General features: G+C 52.6%; 22 protein-coding genes. 8 read left to right on the top strand and 14 right to left on the bottom strand.

Going from position 1 to position 21656, the window contains the following annotated elements:
- Positions 1-44 precede the first annotated feature (44 nt).
- The 4 genes from FCH32_RS01265 to yfbV all read right to left on the bottom strand — a co-directional run bounded on the left by FCH32_RS01265 (position 45) and on the right by yfbV (position 3658).
- Positions 45-1877 carry an SLC13 family permease gene (locus FCH32_RS01265; RefSeq protein WP_135911680.1) on the bottom strand — a complete coding sequence of 611 codons (1833 nt, stop codon included), beginning with the start codon at positions 1875-1877 and terminating at the stop codon, positions 45-47.
- Positions 1878-1954: 77 nt separating this feature from the next.
- Complete coding sequence (locus FCH32_RS01260) at positions 1955-2632, bottom strand: sugar phosphatase (protein WP_117343406.1); 678 nt, start codon at positions 2630-2632, stop codon at positions 1955-1957.
- Positions 2625-3119, bottom strand: coding sequence for a YfbU family protein (locus tag FCH32_RS01255; protein WP_096756365.1), 495 nt, complete (start codon positions 3117-3119; stop codon positions 2625-2627). The genes FCH32_RS01260 and FCH32_RS01255 overlap by 8 nt, the downstream gene beginning before the upstream one ends.
- An 83-nt stretch (positions 3120-3202) precedes the next feature.
- A complete protein-coding gene (gene yfbV, locus FCH32_RS01250; RefSeq protein WP_045445597.1) occupies positions 3203-3658 on the bottom strand; it encodes a terminus macrodomain insulation protein YfbV in 456 nt (151 codons plus the stop codon).
- A 340-nt stretch (positions 3659-3998) separates the two neighbouring features.
- On the opposite strand from yfbV, the gene ackA reads away from it, so the two are divergent.
- From ackA to yfcC, 3 genes are all read left to right on the top strand, one after another.
- Positions 3999-5201 (top strand): acetate kinase, encoded by a 1203-nt coding sequence (gene ackA / locus FCH32_RS01245; protein WP_115257905.1) that lies wholly within the window; start codon positions 3999-4001, stop codon positions 5199-5201.
- Between the two features lie 75 nt (positions 5202-5276).
- Positions 5277-7421, top strand: a complete 2145-nt coding sequence (gene pta / locus FCH32_RS01240) for a phosphate acetyltransferase (protein WP_096756363.1) — start codon at positions 5277-5279, stop codon at positions 7419-7421.
- Positions 7422-7635: 214 nt separating this feature from the next.
- Positions 7636-9156: a putative basic amino acid antiporter YfcC gene (yfcC, locus tag FCH32_RS01235; RefSeq protein ID WP_117343405.1), complete on the top strand. Its 1521-nt coding sequence runs from the start codon at positions 7636-7638 to the stop codon at positions 9154-9156.
- Positions 9157-9237: 81 nt separating this feature from the next.
- On the opposite strand, the gene yfcD is transcribed toward yfcC, so the two are convergent.
- The 3 genes from yfcD to yfcF are packed head-to-tail and all read right to left on the bottom strand — an operon-like array spanning position 9238 to position 11100.
- Positions 9238-9792, bottom strand: a complete 555-nt coding sequence (gene yfcD, locus FCH32_RS01230; protein WP_096756361.1) for an NUDIX hydrolase YfcD — start codon at positions 9790-9792, stop codon at positions 9238-9240.
- 56 nt (positions 9793-9848) lie between these two features.
- Entirely contained in the window at positions 9849-10400 is a 552-nt protein-coding gene (yfcE, locus tag FCH32_RS01225) for a phosphodiesterase (protein ID WP_135911679.1), read from the bottom strand.
- A gap of 55 nt (positions 10401-10455) precedes the next feature.
- Positions 10456-11100: a glutathione transferase gene (yfcF, locus tag FCH32_RS01220; RefSeq protein WP_135911678.1), complete on the bottom strand. Its 645-nt coding sequence runs from the start codon at positions 11098-11100 to the stop codon at positions 10456-10458.
- Between the two features lie 134 nt (positions 11101-11234).
- Here yfcF and yfcG point away from each other — a divergent pair, with 134 nt between their 5' ends.
- From yfcG to FCH32_RS01200, 4 genes are all read left to right on the top strand, one after another.
- Positions 11235-11870, top strand: coding sequence for a GSH-dependent disulfide bond oxidoreductase (gene yfcG / locus FCH32_RS01215; protein ID WP_174360517.1), 636 nt, complete (start codon positions 11235-11237; stop codon positions 11868-11870).
- 54 nt (positions 11871-11924) lie between these two features.
- Positions 11925-12287 (top strand): dihydroneopterin triphosphate 2'-epimerase, encoded by a 363-nt coding sequence (gene folX / locus FCH32_RS01210; RefSeq protein WP_096756358.1) that lies wholly within the window; start codon positions 11925-11927, stop codon positions 12285-12287.
- A 19-nt stretch (positions 12288-12306) separates the two neighbouring features.
- Positions 12307-13200: a TIGR01777 family oxidoreductase gene (locus FCH32_RS01205; protein WP_096756357.1), complete on the top strand. Its 894-nt coding sequence runs from the start codon at positions 12307-12309 to the stop codon at positions 13198-13200.
- Positions 13201-13270: 70 nt separating this feature from the next.
- Entirely contained in the window at positions 13271-13789 is a 519-nt protein-coding gene (locus tag FCH32_RS01200) for a GNAT family N-acetyltransferase (RefSeq protein WP_117343403.1), read from the top strand.
- A 31-nt stretch (positions 13790-13820) separates the two neighbouring features.
- Here the strand turns inward: FCH32_RS01200 and hisP are convergent, their stop codons facing one another.
- From hisP to FCH32_RS01165, 7 genes are all read right to left on the bottom strand, one after another.
- Positions 13821-14594 carry a histidine ABC transporter ATP-binding protein HisP gene (gene hisP / locus FCH32_RS01195; RefSeq protein ID WP_096756355.1) on the bottom strand — a complete coding sequence of 258 codons (774 nt, stop codon included), beginning with the start codon at positions 14592-14594 and terminating at the stop codon, positions 13821-13823.
- Between the two features lie 7 nt (positions 14595-14601).
- On the bottom strand, positions 14602-15315 hold the full coding sequence (gene hisM, locus FCH32_RS01190) for a histidine ABC transporter permease HisM (protein WP_096756354.1): 714 nt from the start codon (positions 15313-15315) through the stop codon (positions 14602-14604).
- Complete coding sequence (locus FCH32_RS01185) at positions 15312-15998, bottom strand: histidine ABC transporter permease HisQ (protein WP_174360332.1); 687 nt, start codon at positions 15996-15998, stop codon at positions 15312-15314. The genes hisM and FCH32_RS01185 overlap by 4 nt, the downstream gene beginning before the upstream one ends.
- 186 nt (positions 15999-16184) lie before the next feature.
- Positions 16185-16967 (bottom strand): histidine ABC transporter substrate-binding protein HisJ, encoded by a 783-nt coding sequence (hisJ, locus tag FCH32_RS01180; RefSeq protein WP_096756352.1) that lies wholly within the window; start codon positions 16965-16967, stop codon positions 16185-16187.
- A 246-nt stretch (positions 16968-17213) separates the two neighbouring features.
- Positions 17214-17996 (bottom strand): lysine/arginine/ornithine ABC transporter substrate-binding protein ArgT, encoded by a 783-nt coding sequence (gene argT, locus FCH32_RS01175; RefSeq protein WP_096756351.1) that lies wholly within the window; start codon positions 17994-17996, stop codon positions 17214-17216.
- Positions 17997-18283: 287 nt separating this feature from the next.
- Positions 18284-18853 carry a UbiX family flavin prenyltransferase gene (locus tag FCH32_RS01170; RefSeq protein WP_174360331.1) on the bottom strand — a complete coding sequence of 190 codons (570 nt, stop codon included), beginning with the start codon at positions 18851-18853 and terminating at the stop codon, positions 18284-18286.
- Between the two features lie 40 nt (positions 18854-18893).
- Positions 18894-19907: a LacI family DNA-binding transcriptional regulator gene (locus tag FCH32_RS01165; RefSeq protein ID WP_117343401.1), complete on the bottom strand. Its 1014-nt coding sequence runs from the start codon at positions 19905-19907 to the stop codon at positions 18894-18896.
- Positions 19908-20246: 339 nt separating this feature from the next.
- Between FCH32_RS01165 and FCH32_RS01160 the strand changes: the two genes are divergently transcribed.
- Positions 20247-21650, top strand: a complete 1404-nt coding sequence (locus tag FCH32_RS01160) for an MFS transporter (protein ID WP_146716691.1) — start codon at positions 20247-20249, stop codon at positions 21648-21650.
- The last annotated feature ends 6 nt before the right edge of the window (positions 21651-21656 follow it).

The raw sequence follows: 21656 nt of genomic DNA, 5'->3' as shown, positions 1-21656 counted from the left end.
TCGCCATCCGCCTACAAGACCCACGAAACGACACCTGGGAAGCATTAGAACGGAAACAGCATCGGGATCATCACAATACAGACCACCATGACAATCAGTGTAAACGGCACGCCAATCTTCACGAAGTCGCTGAAGCTGTAGTTACCCGGTCCCAGTACCAGCGTGTTAACCGGTGACGATACCGGCGTCATAAAGGCTGCAGATGCCGCCATCGCAATGACCATCGCAAAAGGATACGGTGAAACGCCCATCGACTTCGCTGCCGCCAGTGCAATCGGCGCCATCAACACCGCCGTCGCGGTATTCGAAATAAATAACCCGATGGTGGCGCACAGTACGAACAGACAGCCCAGCATCATGTACGGCCCGTATCCCCCACCCACGTCCATCAGGCCTTTCACTACCAGATCGACGCCACCGGTTTTTTGCAGGGCCAGCGCAAAAGGCATCATTCCGACAATTAAAATAATGCTCGGCCAGTGAATGGCTTTATACGCACTTTCTGCGTCAATACAGCGGAATTTCCCCATCAGCAGGCAGGCGATAATCGCAGCAACCGTATTGGGGATTTCATCGGTCAGCATCAGGGCAACCATCAGGACCAGGCAGAAAATCGCATGCGGTGCCTGGCTGTGCGCCGGAGACGCTTCACTGACCTCAACGGGCATATTCAACACCACAAAATCGCGTCCCTTTTTCCCCAACGCGGTGATCAGTTTCCAGTTACCCACGACCAGAATAATATCGCCCATCAGCAGCGGCTCATTGACGACCGCCCCGGCTAGCGCCGCGCCATCACGCTTTAATCCGACAACGTTAAGTCCATAGCGGGTACGAAATCCAATCTCCCGCACCGTTTTACCGATCAATTCCGATTCCGGGATCAGCGAAATTTCCGCCATACCCACATCCAACGCCTGCTCGGAGAAATATTCGCCGCGCAGTACCATCGGCTCCAACAACTGCTCGCTACAAAATTCGCGCAGGTCGACATCGGCTGAAGACATATCGATCAACAAAACATCACGGGCACGAAACTCAGAAACACCGTTCACGTCAACAATGACGCGGCGAAAACGACGCCAGCGCTCAACGCCAATGACGTTCGCCCCGTAGCGTTCACGCAGTTTTAAATCATCCAGACGTTGACCAATCATCGGTGAGCCGGGGCGAATAGCCAGTCGGCGCGCGCGTCCCGTAAGGCGATATTCTTTGATCAAATCGCGAAAAGTCCGGCGCTTCCAGACATCGCCCTGCTGACCGGCATCATCGCCCTTCAGCATAAAGCGCATCAGCAGCATATAAATAATGCCGAGCACCAGCACCACCAGACCCAGCGGCGTCACGCTAAAGAAGCTGAAACCGTTAAGCCCTTCGCGCAGGAGTTCACTGTTGACGACCAGGTTAGGCGGCGTTGCCACCAGCGTCATCATGCCGCTGATCAATCCGGCAAAGCTGAGCGGCATCATCAAGCGTGAAGGTGAGGTTTGCATGCGCATGGAGACGCTTAAGACAACCGGGATAAAGATAGCGACAACGCCGGTAGAACTCATGAACGCGCCGAGTCCGGCGACGGTTATCATCAGCAGCACCAGCATTTTAACCTCGCTACTGCCAGCGACCTTCACCAGCCAGGCCCCCATCACGGTTGCCACCCCGGTGCGCACCAGGCCGTCGCCAATAATAAACAGAGCGGCTATCAAAATAACGTTAGGATCGCTGAAACCGGAGAAGGCCTCAGAAATGCTCAGCGTTCCACTCAAAACAAAAGCAATAATGACCAGCAAAGCGACCGCATCCATACGCACTCTGCCCGTCGCAAACAATACCACGGCAACTGCCAGCAATGAGAGAACCCAGATCAATTCACCGTTCACAACATATCCTTGTTAAATGAGAGGGATGGACCGATTCTGCCATAAAAAAGCCCCAACAATCTGGGGCTAAATCATGTTCAGGTATTTCTTACAACGACCACATTTCCGTTGGGTTGTTTAGTCACGGAAATATGCTCCAGACTGGTCAGCGCAAAATCGACCTCATCCAGACGCGGCGTATCCGCCGGCGCGTTCACAGCGATGACATGACACCCTGCCGCCAGACCAGAGAGCACCCCGGCTGGCGCATCCTCAACAACGGCACATTCACGCGGCGCAAGACCCAGCAGTTGCGCGCCTAACAGATAGGCGTCAGGCTCTGGCTTACCTCTTTTTACCCGCTCGGCAGTGACAAACACTTCCGGAGCAGGCAGACCCGCAACACGATGGCGCGCCCGCGCCACCGGCATGGATCCCGACGTGACGATCGCCCAGGGGATACCGGCTTTATTGAGGTGATTGAGTAAATCCACCGCTCCTGGCAGTGCGGTGATGCCTGCGGTCTCCGTTGCCTCTATTTGCTCCAGGCGCGTAAATTCTGCGGCAATATCTGCCTCTGACTTACCCACCATAAAGTGTCGCAAGGAGGTAATCGCCTGCTTACCGTGAATAAAGCCCAGCACCTCATCGTGGTCAAGCCCAAAACGATCGGCCCAGTTGCACCATGCACGTTCTACCGCAGGTAAGGAATCGACCAGCGTACCATCCAGATCAAACAGAAAGCCTTTGCACTGCACGCTCGCCCCCTCAGGCATTAATGATTTGGTTAATTTCATTCGCGCTCAGGTGGTACTGACGCGGGCAAGAATGCCAGACACTCAACATACGCTGATATTTTTCCCACATCGGCGTCTGGGCGTTAAAACCATGCGTCCCGGCATCAAAGTGGGTATAACGCCCTTCCACATTGACCATAAAACGCACGTATCCGAGGAAGCGCGCTTCCGTTGCGGCATCAAAGCCCAAAAATGTGACGCGGCGCTCATCAATGGACTGGGCGTCTTTAAGGTTAGTCCATGAAACATGTAATGCGTGATACATCTCCATGATATCGATAATGGTGCGGCAGGTTTCTTCTGTCAGCTCACCAAACTCACGATCGAGCTCGCGCATCTGCAAGCCATAACCGCGTTCAATAATCGTCTGTAAACGACGATAACGCTCGGCGTTGGTTGGATCGAGCATAGTCATCATTTTGTACTGGTTAGATAAAATGAGACGTTGAGCGTTGGTCATTTCCATTTGGGACTCCTGTATCACTACTGCTGCGATGAAAAAAAAGAAGGCATCTTATGCCTTCTTTTATATGCGTAATCAGGGGTCAATTACAAATCATCGAGAAAAGTTTTATCCAGTTGTTTGAAGGCGCGCTTAAGCGTGTCAGCTAGCGCTTGATAATCAGGCTTCCCTTCCACCGGAGCTAGTGCCTGGCCGGCCTCTTGTAATTTACCCCGGACTTCATAGAACCAGTTGAGAATCGAGGGCGGCAACGGCGTAACGGAACGTTTACCTAACCACCACATGCCCTGCATTGGCAGGCTGAGCGCAAACAGCGCGGTCGCTACGGCCGGTCCCAGTTGCCCACCCAGCGCGATTTGCCAGCACAGGGTAAAGACGGCAATCGGCGGCATAAAACGGGTCGCGTAACGCGTCATGCGGATTACGCGATTCTCAACAAATACGGGCGCCAGGCGCTTTTCCATCGGCCACGTCTTAGCGTAGTGCTGCCCCCGGCGAAACAAACTGAAAAAATTTACGGAGCGATTATCCGGTGTCGACATGGCGGTTACCTCAACTTCACATATAAAATTTAAAAAATTTGTGCAAAACAACAACTGCAAGGGACATCGTTCAAAACATTTTGTCTTCGATACCCACAATCAGGTATCCTGTGTCGGCCTGTAAGGCCTTTAGTCCAAAATCATTGAGTCGTCAAATTGGCATACAGTATGCCATTGGCTGAAAAATACGCAAAATGACATAGACTCAAAGGTATTTATTCCATCATGCCCAAAAAGACAACGGCGCATGATGTTAATCATAAACGTCGGTGTCATCATGCGCTACGCTCTTTGACTCCATGACGTTTTTTTAGCCACGTATCCATAAATAGGTACTTCCATGTCGAGTAAGTTAGTACTGGTTCTGAACTGCGGTAGCTCCTCACTGAAATTTGCCATCATCGATGCAGTAAACGGTGAAGAATACCTTTCTGGTTTAGCCGAATGTTTCCATCTTCCAGAAGCACGTATCAAGTGGAAAATGGACGGCGGTAAACAAGAAGCGGCTTTAGGTGCAGGCGCCGCTCACAGTGAAGCGCTGAACTTCATCGTTAACACTATTCTGGCACAAAAACCGGAATTGTCCGCGCAATTGACTGCGATTGGTCACCGTATCGTACACGGCGGCGAGAAGTATACCAGCTCCGTGGTTATCGATGACTCCGTTATTCAGGGCATCAAAGATTCTGCCTCTTTCGCACCGCTGCACAACCCGGCTCACCTGATCGGTATTGCAGAAGCACTGAAATCTTTCCCTAATCTGAAAGACAAAAACGTGGCCGTGTTTGACACCGCGTTCCATCAGACTATGCCGGAAGAATCTTACCTCTACGCTCTGCCGTACAGCCTGTACAGAGAGCACGGTGTTCGTCGCTATGGCGCACACGGCACCAGCCACTTCTTCGTCACTCAAGAAGCGGCAAAAATGCTGAACAAACCGGTTGATGAACTGAACATCATCACTTGCCACCTGGGCAACGGTGGTTCTGTGTCTGCTATCCGTAACGGTAAATGTGTTGATACCTCCATGGGTCTGACCCCGCTGGAAGGTCTGGTGATGGGTACGCGTTCCGGTGACATCGACCCGGCGATTATCTTCCACCTGCACGACACCCTGGGCATGAGCGTTGACCAAATCAACAAAATGCTGACCAAAGAGTCTGGCCTGCTGGGCCTGACCGAAGTCACCAGCGACTGCCGCTATGTTGAAGACAACTACGAGACCAAAGAAGACGCTAAACGTGCAATGGACGTTTACTGTCACCGTCTGGCGAAATACATCGGTTCTTACACTGCACTGATGGACGGTCGTCTGGACGCCGTCGTCTTCACCGGTGGTATCGGTGAAAACGCCGCGATGGTTCGTGAACTGTCCCTGGGCAAACTGGGCGTTCTGGGCTTTGACGTTGACCACGAACGTAACCTGGCCGCACGTTTCGGCAAATCTGGTTTCATCAACAAAGAAGGTACCCGTCCTGCGGTGGTTATCCCAACCAACGAAGAACTGGTTATCGCGCAAGACGCGAGCCGTCTGACTGCCTGATTTCACACCGCCAGCCTAGCTGGCGGTGCTGTTTTGTAACCCGTCGAAATCGACGGTAACGAAAGAGGATAAACCGTGTCCCGTATTATTATGCTGATCCCTACCGGAACCAGCGTCGGTCTGACCAGCGTCAGCCTTGGCGTGATCCGTGCAATGGAACGTAAAGGCGTAAGTCTGAGCGTCTTTAAGCCGATCGCTCAACCGCGTGCCGGTGGCGATGCGCCAGACCAGACTACTGCGATTGTCCGTGCGAACTCGTCTCTGCCAGCCGCTGAGCCGCTGAAGATGAGCCACGTTGAGTCTCTGCTCTCCAGCAATCAGAAAGATGTGCTGATGGAAGAGATCATCGCAAACTATCACGCGAACACCAAAAATGCTGAAGTGGTGCTGGTTGAAGGCCTGGTCCCAACCCGTAAGCACCAGTTCGCTCAGTCTCTGAACTACGAAATTGCGAAAACGCTGAATGCGGAAATCGTCTTCGTAATGTCTCAGGGCACTGACACCCCGGAACAGCTGAACGAGCGTATTGAACTGACTCGCAGCAGCTTCGGCGGCGCTAAAAATACCAACATCACCGGCGTTATCGTTAACAAACTGAACGCACCGGTTGATGAGCAGGGCCGTACTCGCCCGGATCTGTCCGAAATTTTTGACGACTCCTCCAAAGCGAAAGTGGTTAAAGTTGACCCGGCTAAACTGCAAGAATCCAGCCCGCTGCCGGTTCTGGGCGCGGTGCCGTGGAGCTTTGATCTGATCGCCACTCGTGCAATCGATATGGCGCGTCACCTGAACGCCACCATCGTTAACGAAGGCGATATCAATACCCGTCGCGTGAAGTCTGTGACTTTCTGCGCACGCAGCATTCCGCACATGCTCGAGCATTTCCGTGCCGGTTCTCTGCTGGTGACCTCTGCCGATCGTCCTGACGTGCTGGTTGCAGCATGCCTGGCGGCAATGAACGGCGTAGAAATCGGTGCTCTGCTGCTGACTGGCGGTTACGAAATGGACGCGCGCATTACAAAACTGTGCGAACGTGCATTCGAAACCGGTCTGCCGGTATTCATGGTAAACACCAACACCTGGCAGACCTCCCTGAGCCTGCAGAGCTTCAACCTGGAAGTCCCGGTTGACGATCACGAGCGCATCGAGAAAGTTCAGGAATACGTTGCTAACTACATCAACGCTGACTGGGTTGAATCCCTGACTGCGACCTCTGAGCGCAGCCGTCGTCTGTCTCCGCCAGCGTTCCGCTACCAGCTGACCGAGCTGGCGCGTAAAGCAGGCAAACGCGTAGTTCTGCCAGAAGGCGACGAACCGCGTACTGTTAAAGCGGCAGCTATCTGTGCTGAACGTGGTATCGCGACCTGCGTACTGCTGGGTAACCCGGATGAAATCACCCGTGTTGCAGCGTCTCAGGGTGTTGAACTGGGCGCAGGCGTAGAAATCGTTGACCCGGATGTGGTTCGCGAGAGCTACGTGGCCCGCCTGGTCGAACTGCGTAAAAACAAAGGTATGACTGAAACCGTTGCCCGCGAACAGCTGGAAGACAACGTGGTTCTCGGTACCCTGATGCTGGAGCAGGACGACGTTGACGGCCTGGTTTCCGGTGCTGTTCACACCACCGCAAACACCATTCGCCCACCGCTGCAGCTGATCAAAACTGCACCGGGCAGCTCTCTGGTGTCTTCTGTGTTCTTCATGCTGCTGCCGGATCAGGTTTACGTTTACGGCGACTGCGCGATCAACCCGGATCCGACTGCAGAACAGCTGGCAGAAATCGCCATCCAGTCCGCAGACTCCGCAACGGCCTTCGGTATTGAACCTCGCGTAGCGATGCTCTCCTACTCTACCGGCACCTCTGGTGCAGGTAGCGACGTTGAAAAAGTCCGCGAAGCAACACGTCTGGCTCAGGAAAAACGTCCAGACCTGATGATCGACGGTCCGCTGCAGTACGACGCCGCTGTTATGGCTGACGTTGCGAAATCTAAAGCGCCGAACTCTCCGGTTGCAGGTCGCGCTACCGTGTTCATCTTCCCGGATCTGAACACCGGTAACACCACCTACAAAGCGGTACAGCGTTCTGCCGACCTGATCTCCATCGGGCCGATGCTGCAGGGTATGCGCAAGCCGGTGAACGATCTGTCTCGTGGCGCGCTGGTAGACGATATCGTCTACACCATCGCACTGACCGCGATCCAGTCTTCCCAGCAACAGCAGTAATTTGCTGCGTGTGTCGGATAGTGGCGCCAAGCGCCTTATCCGGCCTACACATCATGCTCATGAAAGCCGGAAATAGCTGATATTTCCGGCTTTTTTATCTCCGCAATTGCAGTCGCAAATTCTGAAAATTTTGCTTAGCTGCGCTGCATCAATGAATAACTATTCTTCTCTTCTCATACTTAGTCTCTTTGCTTTGCAACAGGGATAGTCTGTCATGTCTGCAGTTACAGAATCACAATCCGCGAAAAAATGGGCTATGCCCGATACGCTGGTGATTATTTTTTTCGTCGCTATTTTAACCAGCCTGGCCACCTGGGTTGTTCCCGTCGGCATGTTCGACAGTCAAGAAGTGCAGTACCAGGTTGATGGGCAAACCAAAACCCGTAAAGTGGTCGATCCCCACTCTTTTCGCATTCTGACCAACGATGCCGGCGAAGAGCAGTATCACCGGGTGAAATTTTTCACCACCGGCGATGAAAGTCCCGGGCTGATGAATTTTCCGTTCGAAGGGTTAACCTCCGGCTCTAAATTCGGTACTGCCGTTGGCATCATTATGTTTATGCTGGTGATCGGCGGCGCGTTTGGCATTGTTATGCGCACCGGAACCATTGATAACGGCATCCTGGCGCTCATCCGCCATACCCGGGGTAACGAGGTCTTGTTCATCCCGGTGCTGTTTATCCTCTTCTCATTGGGTGGCGCGGTCTTTGGTATGGGAGAAGAGGCGGTCGCCTTTGCCATTATCATCGCCCCACTCATGGTGCGCTTAGGTTATGACAGTATTACCACCGTGCTGGTGACCTACATTGCCACCCAAATCGGCTTTGCCAGTTCATGGATGAACCCGTTCTGTGTGGTTGTCGCACAGGGCATTGCAGGCGTCCCGGTACTCTCCGGCTCTGGTTTGCGTATCGTGGTGTGGGTCGTTGCCACAATGATTGGCCTGACTTTTACGCTGGCCTACGCAACACGCATCAAGAAAAACCCCCTGCTATCCCGCGTTCATGAATCAGACCGTTTTTTCCGCGAACAGCAGGACGAGGTGGTAGAGCGACGCTTCACGCTGGGTGACTGGCTGGTACTGATCGTCCTCACTGCGGTAATGATCTGGGTTGTCTGGGGCGTTATCGTCAACGCATGGTTCATTCCTGAAATCGCCAGCCAGTTTTTCACTATGGGTCTGGTGATTGGCATTATCGGCGTTGTCTTCCGGCTCAACGGAATGACGGTTAACATCATGGCTTCCTCATTCACTGAGGGGGCACGCATGATGATTGCCCCGGCCCTGCTGGTCGGTTTTGCCAAGGGGATATTACTGCTGGTTGGTAATGGTGAGGCAGGCGATGCGAGTGTGCTGAATACCCTGCTGCACAGCATTGCCAACGGCATTAGCGGCCTGGACAATGCCATTGCGGCGTGGTTTATGCTGCTGTTCCAGGCGGTATTTAATTTCTTCGTCACTTCCGGTTCGGGTCAGGCAGCGCTCACTATGCCACTATTAGCGCCTCTGGGCGATCTGGTCGGCGTAAACCGTCAGGTGACCGTGCTGGCCTTCCAGTTTGGTGACGGATTCAGCCACATTATCTATCCAACATCAGCATCATTGATGGCGACGTTAGGCGTTTGCCGGGTGGACTTCCGTAACTGGCTGAAGGTAGGTGCCACACTGCTGGGCCTGCTGTTTATTATGTCCAGCGTGGTGGTGATTGGTGCGCAGATAATGGGGTATCACTAATTCACAACGCCGGGTGGCGATGTCAAAGCGTGTCACCCGGCCTACCCGATTGCATTACTGGGTAGGCTGGATAAGCGGTGTTTACTCCGCCTCTTCCTGTTTTTCGGCTTTCGCCCCTTCATTCTTGGCGTTGCGGGTCATCCACAGCGCCAGCGCTTTCAGCGAGTCCGGTGTGAACTCATCACAGCGCGCGGTAATTTCTTCCGGCGTTAGCCAGCAGACTTCGCTAATTTCTTCTTCCTGCAGCGCGAACGGCCCGTGGGATACGCAGCTAAACAGCCCTCCCCATACGCGACAGTGTTGGTCCTCAAAATAAAACTGACCGTGTTCAGCAAACGGTACGCCTGCAATGCCCAACTCTTCTTCCGCTTCACGGCGGGCAGATTCAAGCATTTGCTCATCAGCCTGAACAACACCACCCGCGGTAGCATCCAGCATGCCGGGCAAAAAATCTTTTGTCTCGGTACGACGCTGAACCAGAATTTTGCCCATACCATCATGCACGACGATATACGTTGCGCGATGACGTAAGCGCTGCGCCCGCATTTGTTCACGGCTGGACTGTGCGATGACTTCATTGTCTTCATTCACAATATCCACCCATTCCGTACTTGCCAAACGATGCTGTTCCACCATCAGGAAACCTTCTTTTTTCTAGCGCTCTTACGGCGCGTTTACGTTTGTGGGGTAACTTACGGATTAATCTCGATCTGCGCAATGATACTTTGATCATTGAGTGCCATTACGCTGAGAACATTATCATCCAGAATCCCGTAACTTGCCGTAAAACCCCCTTTCGGAATACTGACCGAGCCGGGGTTAAAGTGGTAAATATCACCACGCTTCTCGGCAACCGGCAGATGCGTATGCCCATAAACCAGCACATCACCCGCATTCAGCGCCGGGAGGTTTTCCGGGCCATAAAGATGCCCATGCGTCAAAAAGAGCCGCTGATTATCCATCAGAACCTGCTGCCATGGCGCAGTTATTGGAAAATGCAGGAGCATCTGATCCACTTCGCTATCGCAATTACCGCGTACCGCAATAATACGTGACGCCAGCGCGTTCAAGCGGTCAGCAACCTGCGCAGGTGCATAACCTTGTGGCAGCGCATTACGCGGTCCGTGGTTTAAAATATCACCCAATATCACCAGCCATCGCGCCCCGCTTTGGGCAAACAGTTCAAGTACGCGCTCCGTGGCTGGCAACGACCCATGAATGTCCGATGCGAACATCAGCTTCATCACTCACTCCTCGTCGTATAATACCGTTTAATGATACTGGATTATCGCTCGATTATCAGCAGGAACGCTTCGCTGAAAGCGCGATAAAACGTTGTACCGAAGCCCGCTGCCACTGGAAGGTGGCGTAGTCTGCTAACGCCTGTGGAACGTCATCTCCGTTTAGCACCAGACGATTAAGCATTAGCGCTAAATCACAATCTGCGATACACCATTCGCCAAATAAATTTTGTTTCCCATGAGCAAGCAAACTTCCCGCCGTGGCGAACAATTTTTCTGCGCTGGCTTTACCCGCTTCACTCAACGGCGCTTTCTTCACCCCGGCAAACACAACGTCCGTGGAACGTTCTTCACGAATAGGCATCAGGTCGCTGCGGATCCACGCCTGAACCTGGCGGGCTCGCGCGCGTTTTTGCACATCATGCGGATAGATGCGTTCCCACTGCGGCGGCGAGAAGGTCTCTTCCAGGAACTCGGCAATCGCCGATGATTCGCTCAATTCAAAACCGTCAATCTCAAGAACCGGGACGCGACGCGTCAGCGCATATCCTTGCCAGGTGGGTTGTAAATGCTCGCCCGCACTGAGATCAACGGTTTTCAGCGTAAAAGGCAGCCCTTTCTCCTGTAGCGCAACGTAAACGGACAACACATAGGGGGAGAAAAAGTTGGCATCTGACCACAGCGTAATTGCAGGTTTGCTCATAATGACCTCGGGATTGGATTGGCTAGCTTTCAAAATATAGAGTCTTTCTCACCCTGTCACTTGATGAAAACTCACGCACGCCAACAGGCTCTATACTTGTCATGACCCGGTTCATCACTCAACGGACGCTGAAAATGATCGACCTCTACTACACACCAACGCCCAACGGTCACAAAATCACGCTGTTTCTCGAAGAGGCGCAGTTGAAATACCGTCTGATTCCTGTCGATATCAGCAAAGGGAATCAATTTCATCCGGATTTTCTGCAGATCTCGCCGAACAATAAAATCCCGGCCATTATCGATAACGCCCCGGAGGACGGCGGTAAGCCGCTCAGCCTGTTTGAATCGGGTGAAATTTTGCTGTATCTGGCGGAGAAGAGCGGCAAGCTACTCAGCGGTGAATTACGCGAACGCCACACCACGTTGCAGTGGCTGTTCTGGCAGGTGAGCGGTCTGGGTCCCATGTTGGGCCAGAATCATCATTTTAATCATTTTGCCCCCCAAACCATCCCTTACGCCATTGAGCGCTATCAGGTTGAAACTCAGCGTCTGTACAACGTGATGAACAAACGTCTGGAAATGTCCCCCTGGTTAGGTGGCGATCACTACAGCATTGCGGATATTGCTTGCTGGCCGTGGATTCATGCTCGTCAGCGTCAGCGTATCGACCTCGATACCTATCCGGCGGTTAATAACTGGTACGAACGCATTCGTACCCGTCCCGCCACGGAACGTGCGCTGCAGCACGCGCCGAGTGAGAACCGGTAACGCGATTCGATTCTCGTGTATCATTAAGAGGTTCATACATGGAGGAAACCTGCAATGTCACAACCTGACGCAATTATTCGTATAAAAAACCTTCGTCTGCGCACGTTTATTGGCATCAAAGAAGAGGAGATCCTGAACCGTCAGGATATCGTCATTAACATCGCCATCCACTACCCGGCAGACAAAGCCCGCGCCAGCGAAGATATCAACGATGCGTTGAATTATCGCACCATTACCAAGAGCATTATTTCGCACGTAGAGAGTAACCGCTTCTCATTGTTAGAAAAATTAACCCAAGATGTGCTCGATATCGCACGCGAACATCACTGGGTCACTTATGCTGAAGTAGAGATCGATAAACTTCACGCATTGCGTTACGCCGACTCCGTGTCCATGACGCTGAGCTGGCAGCGCTAATCGTTATCCGGGAGGCAATATGCAGATTCTGATTACCGGTGGTACTGGCCTGATTGGACGCCATCTGATCCCCCGTTTGCTGGAATTGGGGCATCAGATAAGCGTTGTAACACGTACCCCTGATAAGGCCCGTCAGATTCTGGACTCCCGGGTTACGCTGTGGAAAGGGCTGGAGGACAGGCCCAACCTCAATGGCATCGACGCGATTGTTAACCTTGCCGGAGAGCCCATCGCCGATAAGCGCTGGACGGCTGAGCAAAAGGAGCGTTTGTGCCAAAGTCGCTGGGGTATCACCCAGAAACTGGTCGATTTAATCAACGCCAGCGATACGCCACCGACAGCGTTGATCTCAGGTTCGGCTGCCGGATACTACGGTGACTTAGGTGAAGTCGTCGTCACGGAAGAAGAACCGCCACACAATGAATTTACCCATAAGCTCTGCGCCCGGTGGGAGCAAATTGCCTGCGGCGCGCAAAGCGATAACACGCGCGTATGCCTGCTGCGTACCGGTGTCGTACTGGCACCTGCGGGCGGTATCCTCGGAAAAATGGTTCCGCCGTTTCGCCTTGGTCTGGGCGGCCCCATCGGTAACGGACGTCAGTATCTGGCCTGGATCCATATTGATGATATGGTCAATGCGATCATCTGGCTGCTGGATAACGATTTGCGTGGTCCGTTCAATATGGTCTCGCCGTACCCGGTGCGTAATGAGCAATTTGCCCATGCGTTGGGCCATGCGCTGAATCGCCCTGCTGTCTTACGCGTTCCCGCAACCGCAATGCGCTTGCTGATGGGGGAATCCTCGGTGCTGGTTCTCGGCGGTCAGCGCGCATTACCTAAGCGGCTGGAAGCGTCTGGTTTTGCATTTCGCTGGTATGATTTAGAGGAAGCACTGGCCGACGTCATTCGATAAGCGCGAAGACTGTTCACTGTCGCCATTACGGTGGTAAGGTTATAAGCCTGACTTCTGTAATGGCGAATTTATGGCGATAATTACCACCCCGCGACTTATCCTCTCCCCGTTTCAACCGACTGACTGGCCGTTTTTCCTGCGACTACGCGAAAACCCGGACATCATGCGCTTTATGGGCACTATCTCCCCGGTAAAAGAAACACGCCTGCTGTTCGCCCGGCGTCTTAATGCACCCCATACGTTTGTCATCCGCCAACATCATGACGCGACTCCGCTCGGTGATATTGGCTTGCAGATTAGTCATCACTTTCCGCAAGAGGCTGATATTGGCTATTGCATTATTTCACGCGCTCAGGGAAAAGGGATTGCCAGTGAAGCGGTACGCGCGGTGTGCGACTATGCCTTTGAACACGCTGGCGTAATGGCAATAAACGCGTGGGTGCTGGCGGACAACAAAGGCTCGGTACGCATACTGGAAAAGACCGGTTTTGTGCGCACACAGGTACTCGAGCAAGCCTATGAAGTGAATGGTGTGCATTATGACGACTGGGGTTATCGTCTGGAGTGCGGGAAGCCGAAGGCCCGGTAAGCAACAAAAACGCCACCGGGCAATCGAGCGCTTATTTCAGCGATCCTTTAAGGAACTGCTGTAAACGTGGACTTTGCGGATTACCGAAGACCTGCTCCGGATCGCCTTCTTCTTCAATTTTCCCCTGATGCAGGAAAATCACGTGCGTGGAGACATGACGGGCAAACCCCATTTCGTGGGTGACGACCACCATGGTTTTCCCCTCTTCGGCCAGCTGTTGCATGATACGCAATACTTCCCCCACCAGCTCTGGGTCAAGCGCTGACGTCGGTTCATCAAACAGCAGAACCTCCGGCTCCATAGCCAGCGCGCGCGCAATGGAGACACGCTGCTGCTGACCACCGGACAGGTGCACCGGATACTTACCCTGAGCGCGTTCATCAATACCCACTTTAGCCAGATATTTCACCGCACGCTCGCGGGCTTCCTGCTTGTTCAGCCCTAATACCTGAATCGGCGCTTCCATGACGTTTTCCAGCACCGTCATGTGGCTCCACAGGTTAAAGTGTTGAAAGACCATGGTCAGGCGCGTACGCAGCAGGCGCAGCTGATTTTTATCCGCCACCTTAAGCTGACCGTCTTTGTCACGGACCAGGCCAATGTTCTGACCGCTGACCACAATCGACCCGGCGCTCGGTTTTTCAAGAAAGTTAATACAGCGCAGGAACGTACTTTTGCCAGAGCCTGACGAGCCGATAATACTGATCACATCACCCGCATTGGCCTGCAGCGATACCCCTTTCAGCACTTCATGTTCGCCGTAGTGTTTGTGTAAATCGATAACGTTTAATTTATTCTCAGACATCATGTTCTCAGTGCGTCGAAGGTTTTACATGCTGCAACCAGCGTTTTTCCGCTTTACGGAACAGACTGATCAGGACATACGAAATCATCAAATACAGCACGGCGGCAATACCGAAGGCGGTAAACGGCTGGTAGGTCGCCGAGTTGATATCGCGGGCAATTTTCAACAAATCCGGTACCGTGGCCGTAAAGGCCAGCGCCGTTGAGTGCAGCATTAAAATAACCTCATTGCTGTACGCAGGCAGCGCAATACGCAATGCGGAGGGCAAAATAATGCAGCGATACATCTTGAATGAAGAAAAACCGTAAGCGCGTGCGGCTTCAATCTCACCATGAGGCACCGAACGAATCGCCCCGGCAAAGATCTCGGTGGTATAGGCGCAGGTATTCAGCGTTAATGCCAGCACGGTGCAATTCAGCCCGCTGCGGAAAAACGCGTTGAGAAGGTCCGTCCCTTTGACAATTTCCAGCGTGTACATCCCGGAATAAAACACCAGTAGCTGAACGTAAAGCGGCGTGCCACGGAAAATATAGGTAAATAGCCAAATGGGGAACTGGATAAACTTATTGCTGGATACGCGACCAATCGCCAAAAACAGCGCCAGAATGCCGCCCATCACTACGGATGAAATCAGCAACCACAGGGTGATCGCTACGCCGGTAAAGCGATAGCCGTCGGTCCACAGCAGGGATTTCCAGTACTCCTGAATAATCTCAATCACAGGTCAGCCCTCTTCACACCCACAGAGTAGCGGCGCTCAAGGTACAGCAGCACACCATTAGACACGGTGGTAAACACCAGATAGATAAGCCCGCACACGACGGCAAAATAGAATGGCTCCCAGGTGCTCTTCCCGGCAAGCTGCGTCGCTTTCACCACGTCTTCCAGTCCGAGCAGCGAAACCAGCGCCGTCGCCTTCAAAATGACCTGCCAGTTATTGCCAATCCCCGGCAGCGCGTAGCGCATCATCGCCGGGAACATAATCCGGCGAAAAATCTGCGAAGAGGTAAACCCAAACGCCGTCGCCGCTTCAATATGGCCTCTTGGAACCGCCATAAACGCGCCACGGAACGTTTCAGTAAAATAGGCACCGTAGATAAAACCGAGCGTAATAATCCCCGCCACCATCGGATCAATATCAATCTGGCTGATACCAACCGCGTCAGTGACCGTGTTCAGTGCGATTTGTAATCCGTAGAAAATGAGCAACATCAAGACGAGATCGGGTACCCCACGGATCAACGTCGTGTACCCTTCGAAAATCAGCGCCATTGCCCGGTTTTGCGACAGCTTTGCGCCCGCGCCGACAAGGCCTATCAGAACCGCCAGTACCACCGAGCTAAGAGCAAGCTCAAGCGTCACGATTGCGCCCTGTAAAATAACACCTGAAAAGCCATACAACATGCTGCCTGTCCTGTCGTGTGTGGTGAAGTAAGAAGCCTCTTTTGATTTCAGACAAACTGTTAAATGCCGGATGGCGGCATTGCCTTATCCGGCCTACAAAATCGCTGTAGGCCTGATAAGCGCAGCGCCATCAGGCATAAATTCAACACGTCAAAAATCTACGGGCTTTATCAGCACCAGCGGTGATTAACCGCCATAAACATCAAAATCAAAGTACTTTTTCGCCAGCTTCTCGTAAGTTCCGTCAGCGCGCATTTCTGCAAACGCTTTATTCAGTGCTTCGCGCAGTTCGTTATCCTCTTTGCGCAGCCCCATACCGGTACCCACTCCGAACAATTTCTCGTCTTTCACAGACGGGCCGCCGAATTTGTAATCTTTGCCTACCGGCTGCTTCAGGAAACCTTCGCTGGCCGCAACTTCATCCTGGAACGCGGCGTCAATACGCCCGGCCGTCAGGTCAGAGTAGATATTGTCCTGCCCCTGATAGGAGACAATTTCAATACCTTTCGGCGCCCAGTGTTCATTGCCAAACGTTTCCTGAGTCGTGCCCTGCAGTACACCGACACGCTTGCCTTTCAGCGATTCAATGGTCGGCTGGATAGCCGAATCTTTCGCAACCACCAGACGAGAGTCTGCTGCATAAAGCTTGTCGGTAAAGGCGATTTCCTGCTGACGTTTTTCAGTGATCGAAAGTGACGACATGATGGCATCAATTTTCTTCGCTTTTAACGAAGGGATCAGCGCATCCAGCGGGTTTTCAACGAAGGTACATTGTGTATTAATACGCTTGCACAGTTCTTTTGCCAGATCGATGTCAAAACCGACTAATTCACCCTGCGAATTTTTCGATTCAAACGGGGCATAAGTGGGGTCGGTACCGATCCGCACTTTTTGCGGAATAGCGGCAAATGCTGCGGTAGCACTGGAGAACGCCAGAACCAGAGAAAGAGACAACACCAGTTTTTTCATAACTATCCTCAACAGACTGTCTTTTATAGGGGATCTTTACAGGACCAGGTGCAGTTATCGTGCCATTAATCAGGCCAACATGGCAAAGCATTCTGCCCTGTTGGCGGTATTTTTTTGCATGAAAAGCGCTTAAGTATGCATTCATGCTCATTATGTCAGCGATAAAAGCACCAAAATAGTGCACTGTAACTATCATGCACCGTAATCGTTCCCCGTTACGGTGCAATCGCTTCCCGTATTGGCGTATTAGTCGCCGTAGACATTAAAGGCAAAGTACTTTTTCGCCATTTTGTCGTAAGTCCCATCCTGACGCAGTTCGCCGAGCGCTTTATTAAAGGCCGCTTTCAGCTCTGCGTCATCTTTGCGTAAGCCAATCCCGGTTCCATCACCAAAGTACTTTTTGTCTTTTACCGAAGGACCCGCAAAATCGTAGTCCTTGCCCGCAGGCTGTTTCAGGAATCCTTCGCTAGCCGCAACTTCATCCTGCAACGCGGCATCCAGACGTCCTGCCGTCAGGTCAGAATAGATAAGATCCTGGTTCGCATAGGCCACCACATCCACGCCTTTGCTGCGCCAGGTATCGTTAGCATAGGCTTCCTGGGTTGAGCCTTGCAGTACGCCAACATGTTTTCCCTTCAGCGAATCAAGGGTCGGTTGGATCGGGGAACCCTTCGCAGCAATCAGACGTGAGTCTGCGGCGTAAAGTTTGTCTGAGAACGCGATTTCTTGCTGGCGCTTTTCGGTAATAGACAGCGAGGAGATAATGGCATCGATTTTCTTCGCTTTCAGAGAGGGGATCAGCGCATCAAAGTCACTGGCAACCCAGGTACATTTGATCTGCATACGCTTACACATCTCATTGCCGAGATCGATATCAAACCCGACAAAATCCCCTTTGGCATCTTTAGAGGAAAAAGGGGCGTAGGTGGTATCTGTACCAATACGAACTGTCTGCGGAAGCGCTGCGTAGCTGGCCGCGGTGGCGGAAAGTCCTACCAGCAATGACAAAGCAAGTACCGTCTTCTTCATACATAACCCTCAAGTGGCGAAATTTTATTATGTTTTACGTTGTGTTGTGTGTTTGCAGACTTTTTCATGCAGGTCTTATGCCATTTTCGCGTCGATGAGGATATTCGACGTTAAATATGTTAATAAAACGTTGCAATATTGTCCTGATTTTGAAGATAGCAGGTATGACGGTTGAACCGCAGCGTTTCGTTACGTTTTAACGAATTAAATGTTGAGGATATGATCGCGGTTACAAAATTGCCCTGAAACAGGGCAAGGAATGCAGATATGCACGCTGGCTGAGCGGCTTATGCCCCCTGCCAGCGGGTAAACAGATCGTGCGGGAGAGCAATATTGAACTGGTCAAGTACACGGTTAACCGTTTGATTAATCACATCATCAAGCGTCTGGGGACGATGATAAAACGCCGGAACCGGCGGCATAATTACCGCGCCTATTTCCGCCGCCTGGGTCATCAATCGCAGATGCCCCAGATGTAGCGGTGTCTCACGTACGCATAGCACCAGCGGACGACGCTCTTTCAGCACCACGTCAGCGGCACGGGTCAGCAGCCCATCGGTATAACTGTGGACGATACCGGAGAGCGTTTTAATGGAACAAGGCAGAATGACCATCCCCGCCGTCTGGAATGAGCCAGATGAAATACTGGCGGCGATATCACGCGCGTCGTGATTCACATTGGCTAATGCCTGCACCTCACGTACGGACAGGTCTGTTTCCAGCGCCAGGGTCTGACGTGCCGCCGCACTCATTACCAGATGGGTTTCCACATCAGCAACGTCACGCAAAACCTGTAACAGCCGCACGCCATAAATTGCACCGCTGGCGCCAGAAATACCAATGATGAGTCGTTTCACTGTGAGAGCCCTTTGTTCTTCATGGCGTGACTGTGCCGGATTACCGCGTAGGGTGCAACTGTGAATGTGCGGTCGCACTCAGCGAGCTTTCGCGGATCACAAGCCGCACCGGCAGCAGTAAATTTCGCTCATGTTGCTCGCTGAGCAGTAAACGAAACGCATCTCGCCCAAGCTCGCGCTTATCTACCGCCACGGTGGTTAACGCCGGATGCGCCCAGGCAGCGGCATCGATGTCATCAAAGCCAACAATCGCGATATCTTGCGGCACGTTGATCCCCTTACGCGCGCAGACGCGCATCGCCACCAGCGCGGCAATATCGTTATAGGCAAAGATAGCATCCGGCGGCTGCGGCAGAGCTAACAGTTTGTCCATGCCCTCGACCAGCGCCTGTTCAATATCTTTGACCGGCGGTGCTTCAACACGATATTCCGCGGGTAAAGACAGCCCGGCGTCAAATAACGCCTGCTGATATCCTTCTACGCGCTGGCGGATACTGTAATGGCGTTGCGAATGGCCGAGAAACGCAATGCGTTTGCGCCCTTGTTCAAGCAGATGCCGTGTCGCAATGAAGCCCCCATGAAAGTTATCCGGATTGACGCAGGGAAAATCCGCTGCCCACAGATCCACCAGCGTGACCGGCAGTGCCAGTTTACGCAGCTCGACCAGAGTTTCCGTTTCCAGATACCCTGCGGCAATCAGCGCGTCAGGCTGATGCAAATTAATGAGTTCAGCCAGCGAATCTTCCGGGCCAATCGGCAAGAAACTCATCGCAATATCGTTTTCCCGGCAGGCGTCAGCCACCCCAAGCATCACGCTGGAATAGAACGGCAATGCACTGGCTATATTGTGCTCGCGGTGCAGCAGAAATAGCAGCCGCTTAATGCGGCCACTGCGCAAACGACCGAAATCGTAACCTTCAGACTCGGCAATCGCCAGTATCCGCTGTCGGGTCTCTTCGCTCAGTCCTGGCTGCCCTTTCAGGGCCCGGGACACGGCGGCAATCGACACACCGCACGCCATTGCAATATCTTTGATTCGGGTCTTGTTTGCCATTCCGTTCGTTTTTACCTGTCACGCGTGGTTAAGTCGATGTCGGGTTCCTTAAGCGCTAAGAATACCACTAACGCGCCAATGATTAACTCTCCCTCATTTCCCTACAGAATAACTAACAGAACCACTAATGGCGCCTCCCAACGCCACTATCGTGACGCCGATCACTATAAAATAATTATTTCTAGTAAAAACCAGGATCATTTTCACAGAGAAAGAAAACCGTCATATACCGAAATACCCGTACAGCCCTATGCTCAGAACCGTTACATCTTTAGTAAAAACTGTCAGAGATAAGCCGTAATGACTTTTTAAATCATCCCCCTTGTTCGAGGATTGGTTATGACAATTGCTGATAACCTGGAAACTGACGCACAAACCGTTGATGCGGGAGAAACGCTCTCAACCCGCGAAAAGATAGGCTATGGATTAGGCGATGCTGGTGGACACTGCATCTCAGATTTAATAAGCGGCTTTTTACTTTTTTTCTACACCGACGTGTTCGGGCTTAGCCCGGCCATCGTCGGGGCAATGTTTTTTGTTCTACGCATATTCGACGCCGTCTCTGACCCTGTGATGGGCGTGGTTGCCGACCGAACCCGCAGTCGCTGGGGGCGCTTTCGTCCGTGGCAATTATGGACAGCCGTTCCCTTGGGCATTATCGGTATCCTGACCTTTACCGTCCCGGATATCAGCCCCAACATGAAAATCGCCTGGGCATTCGGTACCTACTTCCTGCTTTCCCTGGGCTATACCGCCAACAATGTGCCCTACTGTGCGCTGATAAACGCCGTCACGAACCGCCACGATCAGGTGATGTCGTGTCAGTCCTGGCGTTTTGTATTAAGCGGTATTGCCGGCTTTCTGGTTGCGGTCGGTCTGCCGTGGATGGTGGAATTCTTTGGTCAGGGCAATCTGGCCAAAGGTTATCAATATGGCGTCACCGTACTGTGCTGCGTGGGCATGGTGATGTTTTTACTGTGCTTCTTGTGGGTGAAAGAACGCGTACCGCTGTCGCTGGTCGGCAAATTTACCCTGCGTGAGCATCTGGCCGGGCTGCGTAAAAACGATCAGTTACTGATGATGCTGGTGATGTCCTTCCTGCTGGTGAATATCCTGTGTATTCGCGGCGGCGGCTACATGTACTTTATCTCGTATGTTCTGCAGGGCAGCGCCGGGTTTATGTCGCTGTTTTTCGGTGTACTGACAGTGGCGGGCATTTTAGGCGCGATCATCGTTAATCCCCTCTCGCGGCGTTTCGATATGGTGCGCTTGTATATCTGCACCAACCTGATTCTGGTGGTATTTGGCATTGCGATGTGGTTCCTGCCAACCGGAGCTGATTACCGCATGCTGTGGCTGGGCTGCATTGCACTAAACGGCGTGATCCTCGGCTTCACCCTCCCCCTGCACTTCTCAATCATGGCCTTCGCCGACGACTACGGCGAATGGAAAAACGGCGTGCGCTCATCCGGGATGAACTTCGCTTTTAATCTGTTTTTCATCAAGCTCTCGTGGGCATCTTCCGGCGGCATTATCAGTATTCTGCTGATCATGGTGGCCTACCAGCCAGGTCTTGAAAATCAGACCGCAGCTTCTCTTCAGGGCATCACCCTATTGCAAAGCATTGTGCCGGCCATTTTCCACCTCGCACTGGCGCTGTGCCTGCTCAAATGCCGCCTCAATGGCCCGATGATGCAGCGTATTTCAACCGATCTTCACCAACGACATTCACACATTTCCTGAGGTATA

The organism is Citrobacter gillenii, assembly GCF_013337685.1.
Classification (GTDB): Bacteria; Pseudomonadota; Gammaproteobacteria; order Enterobacterales; family Enterobacteriaceae; genus Citrobacter; species Citrobacter gillenii.
Note: the sequence above shows the minus strand (reverse complement) of the source record. Positions and strands in the feature narration are given on the sequence as shown.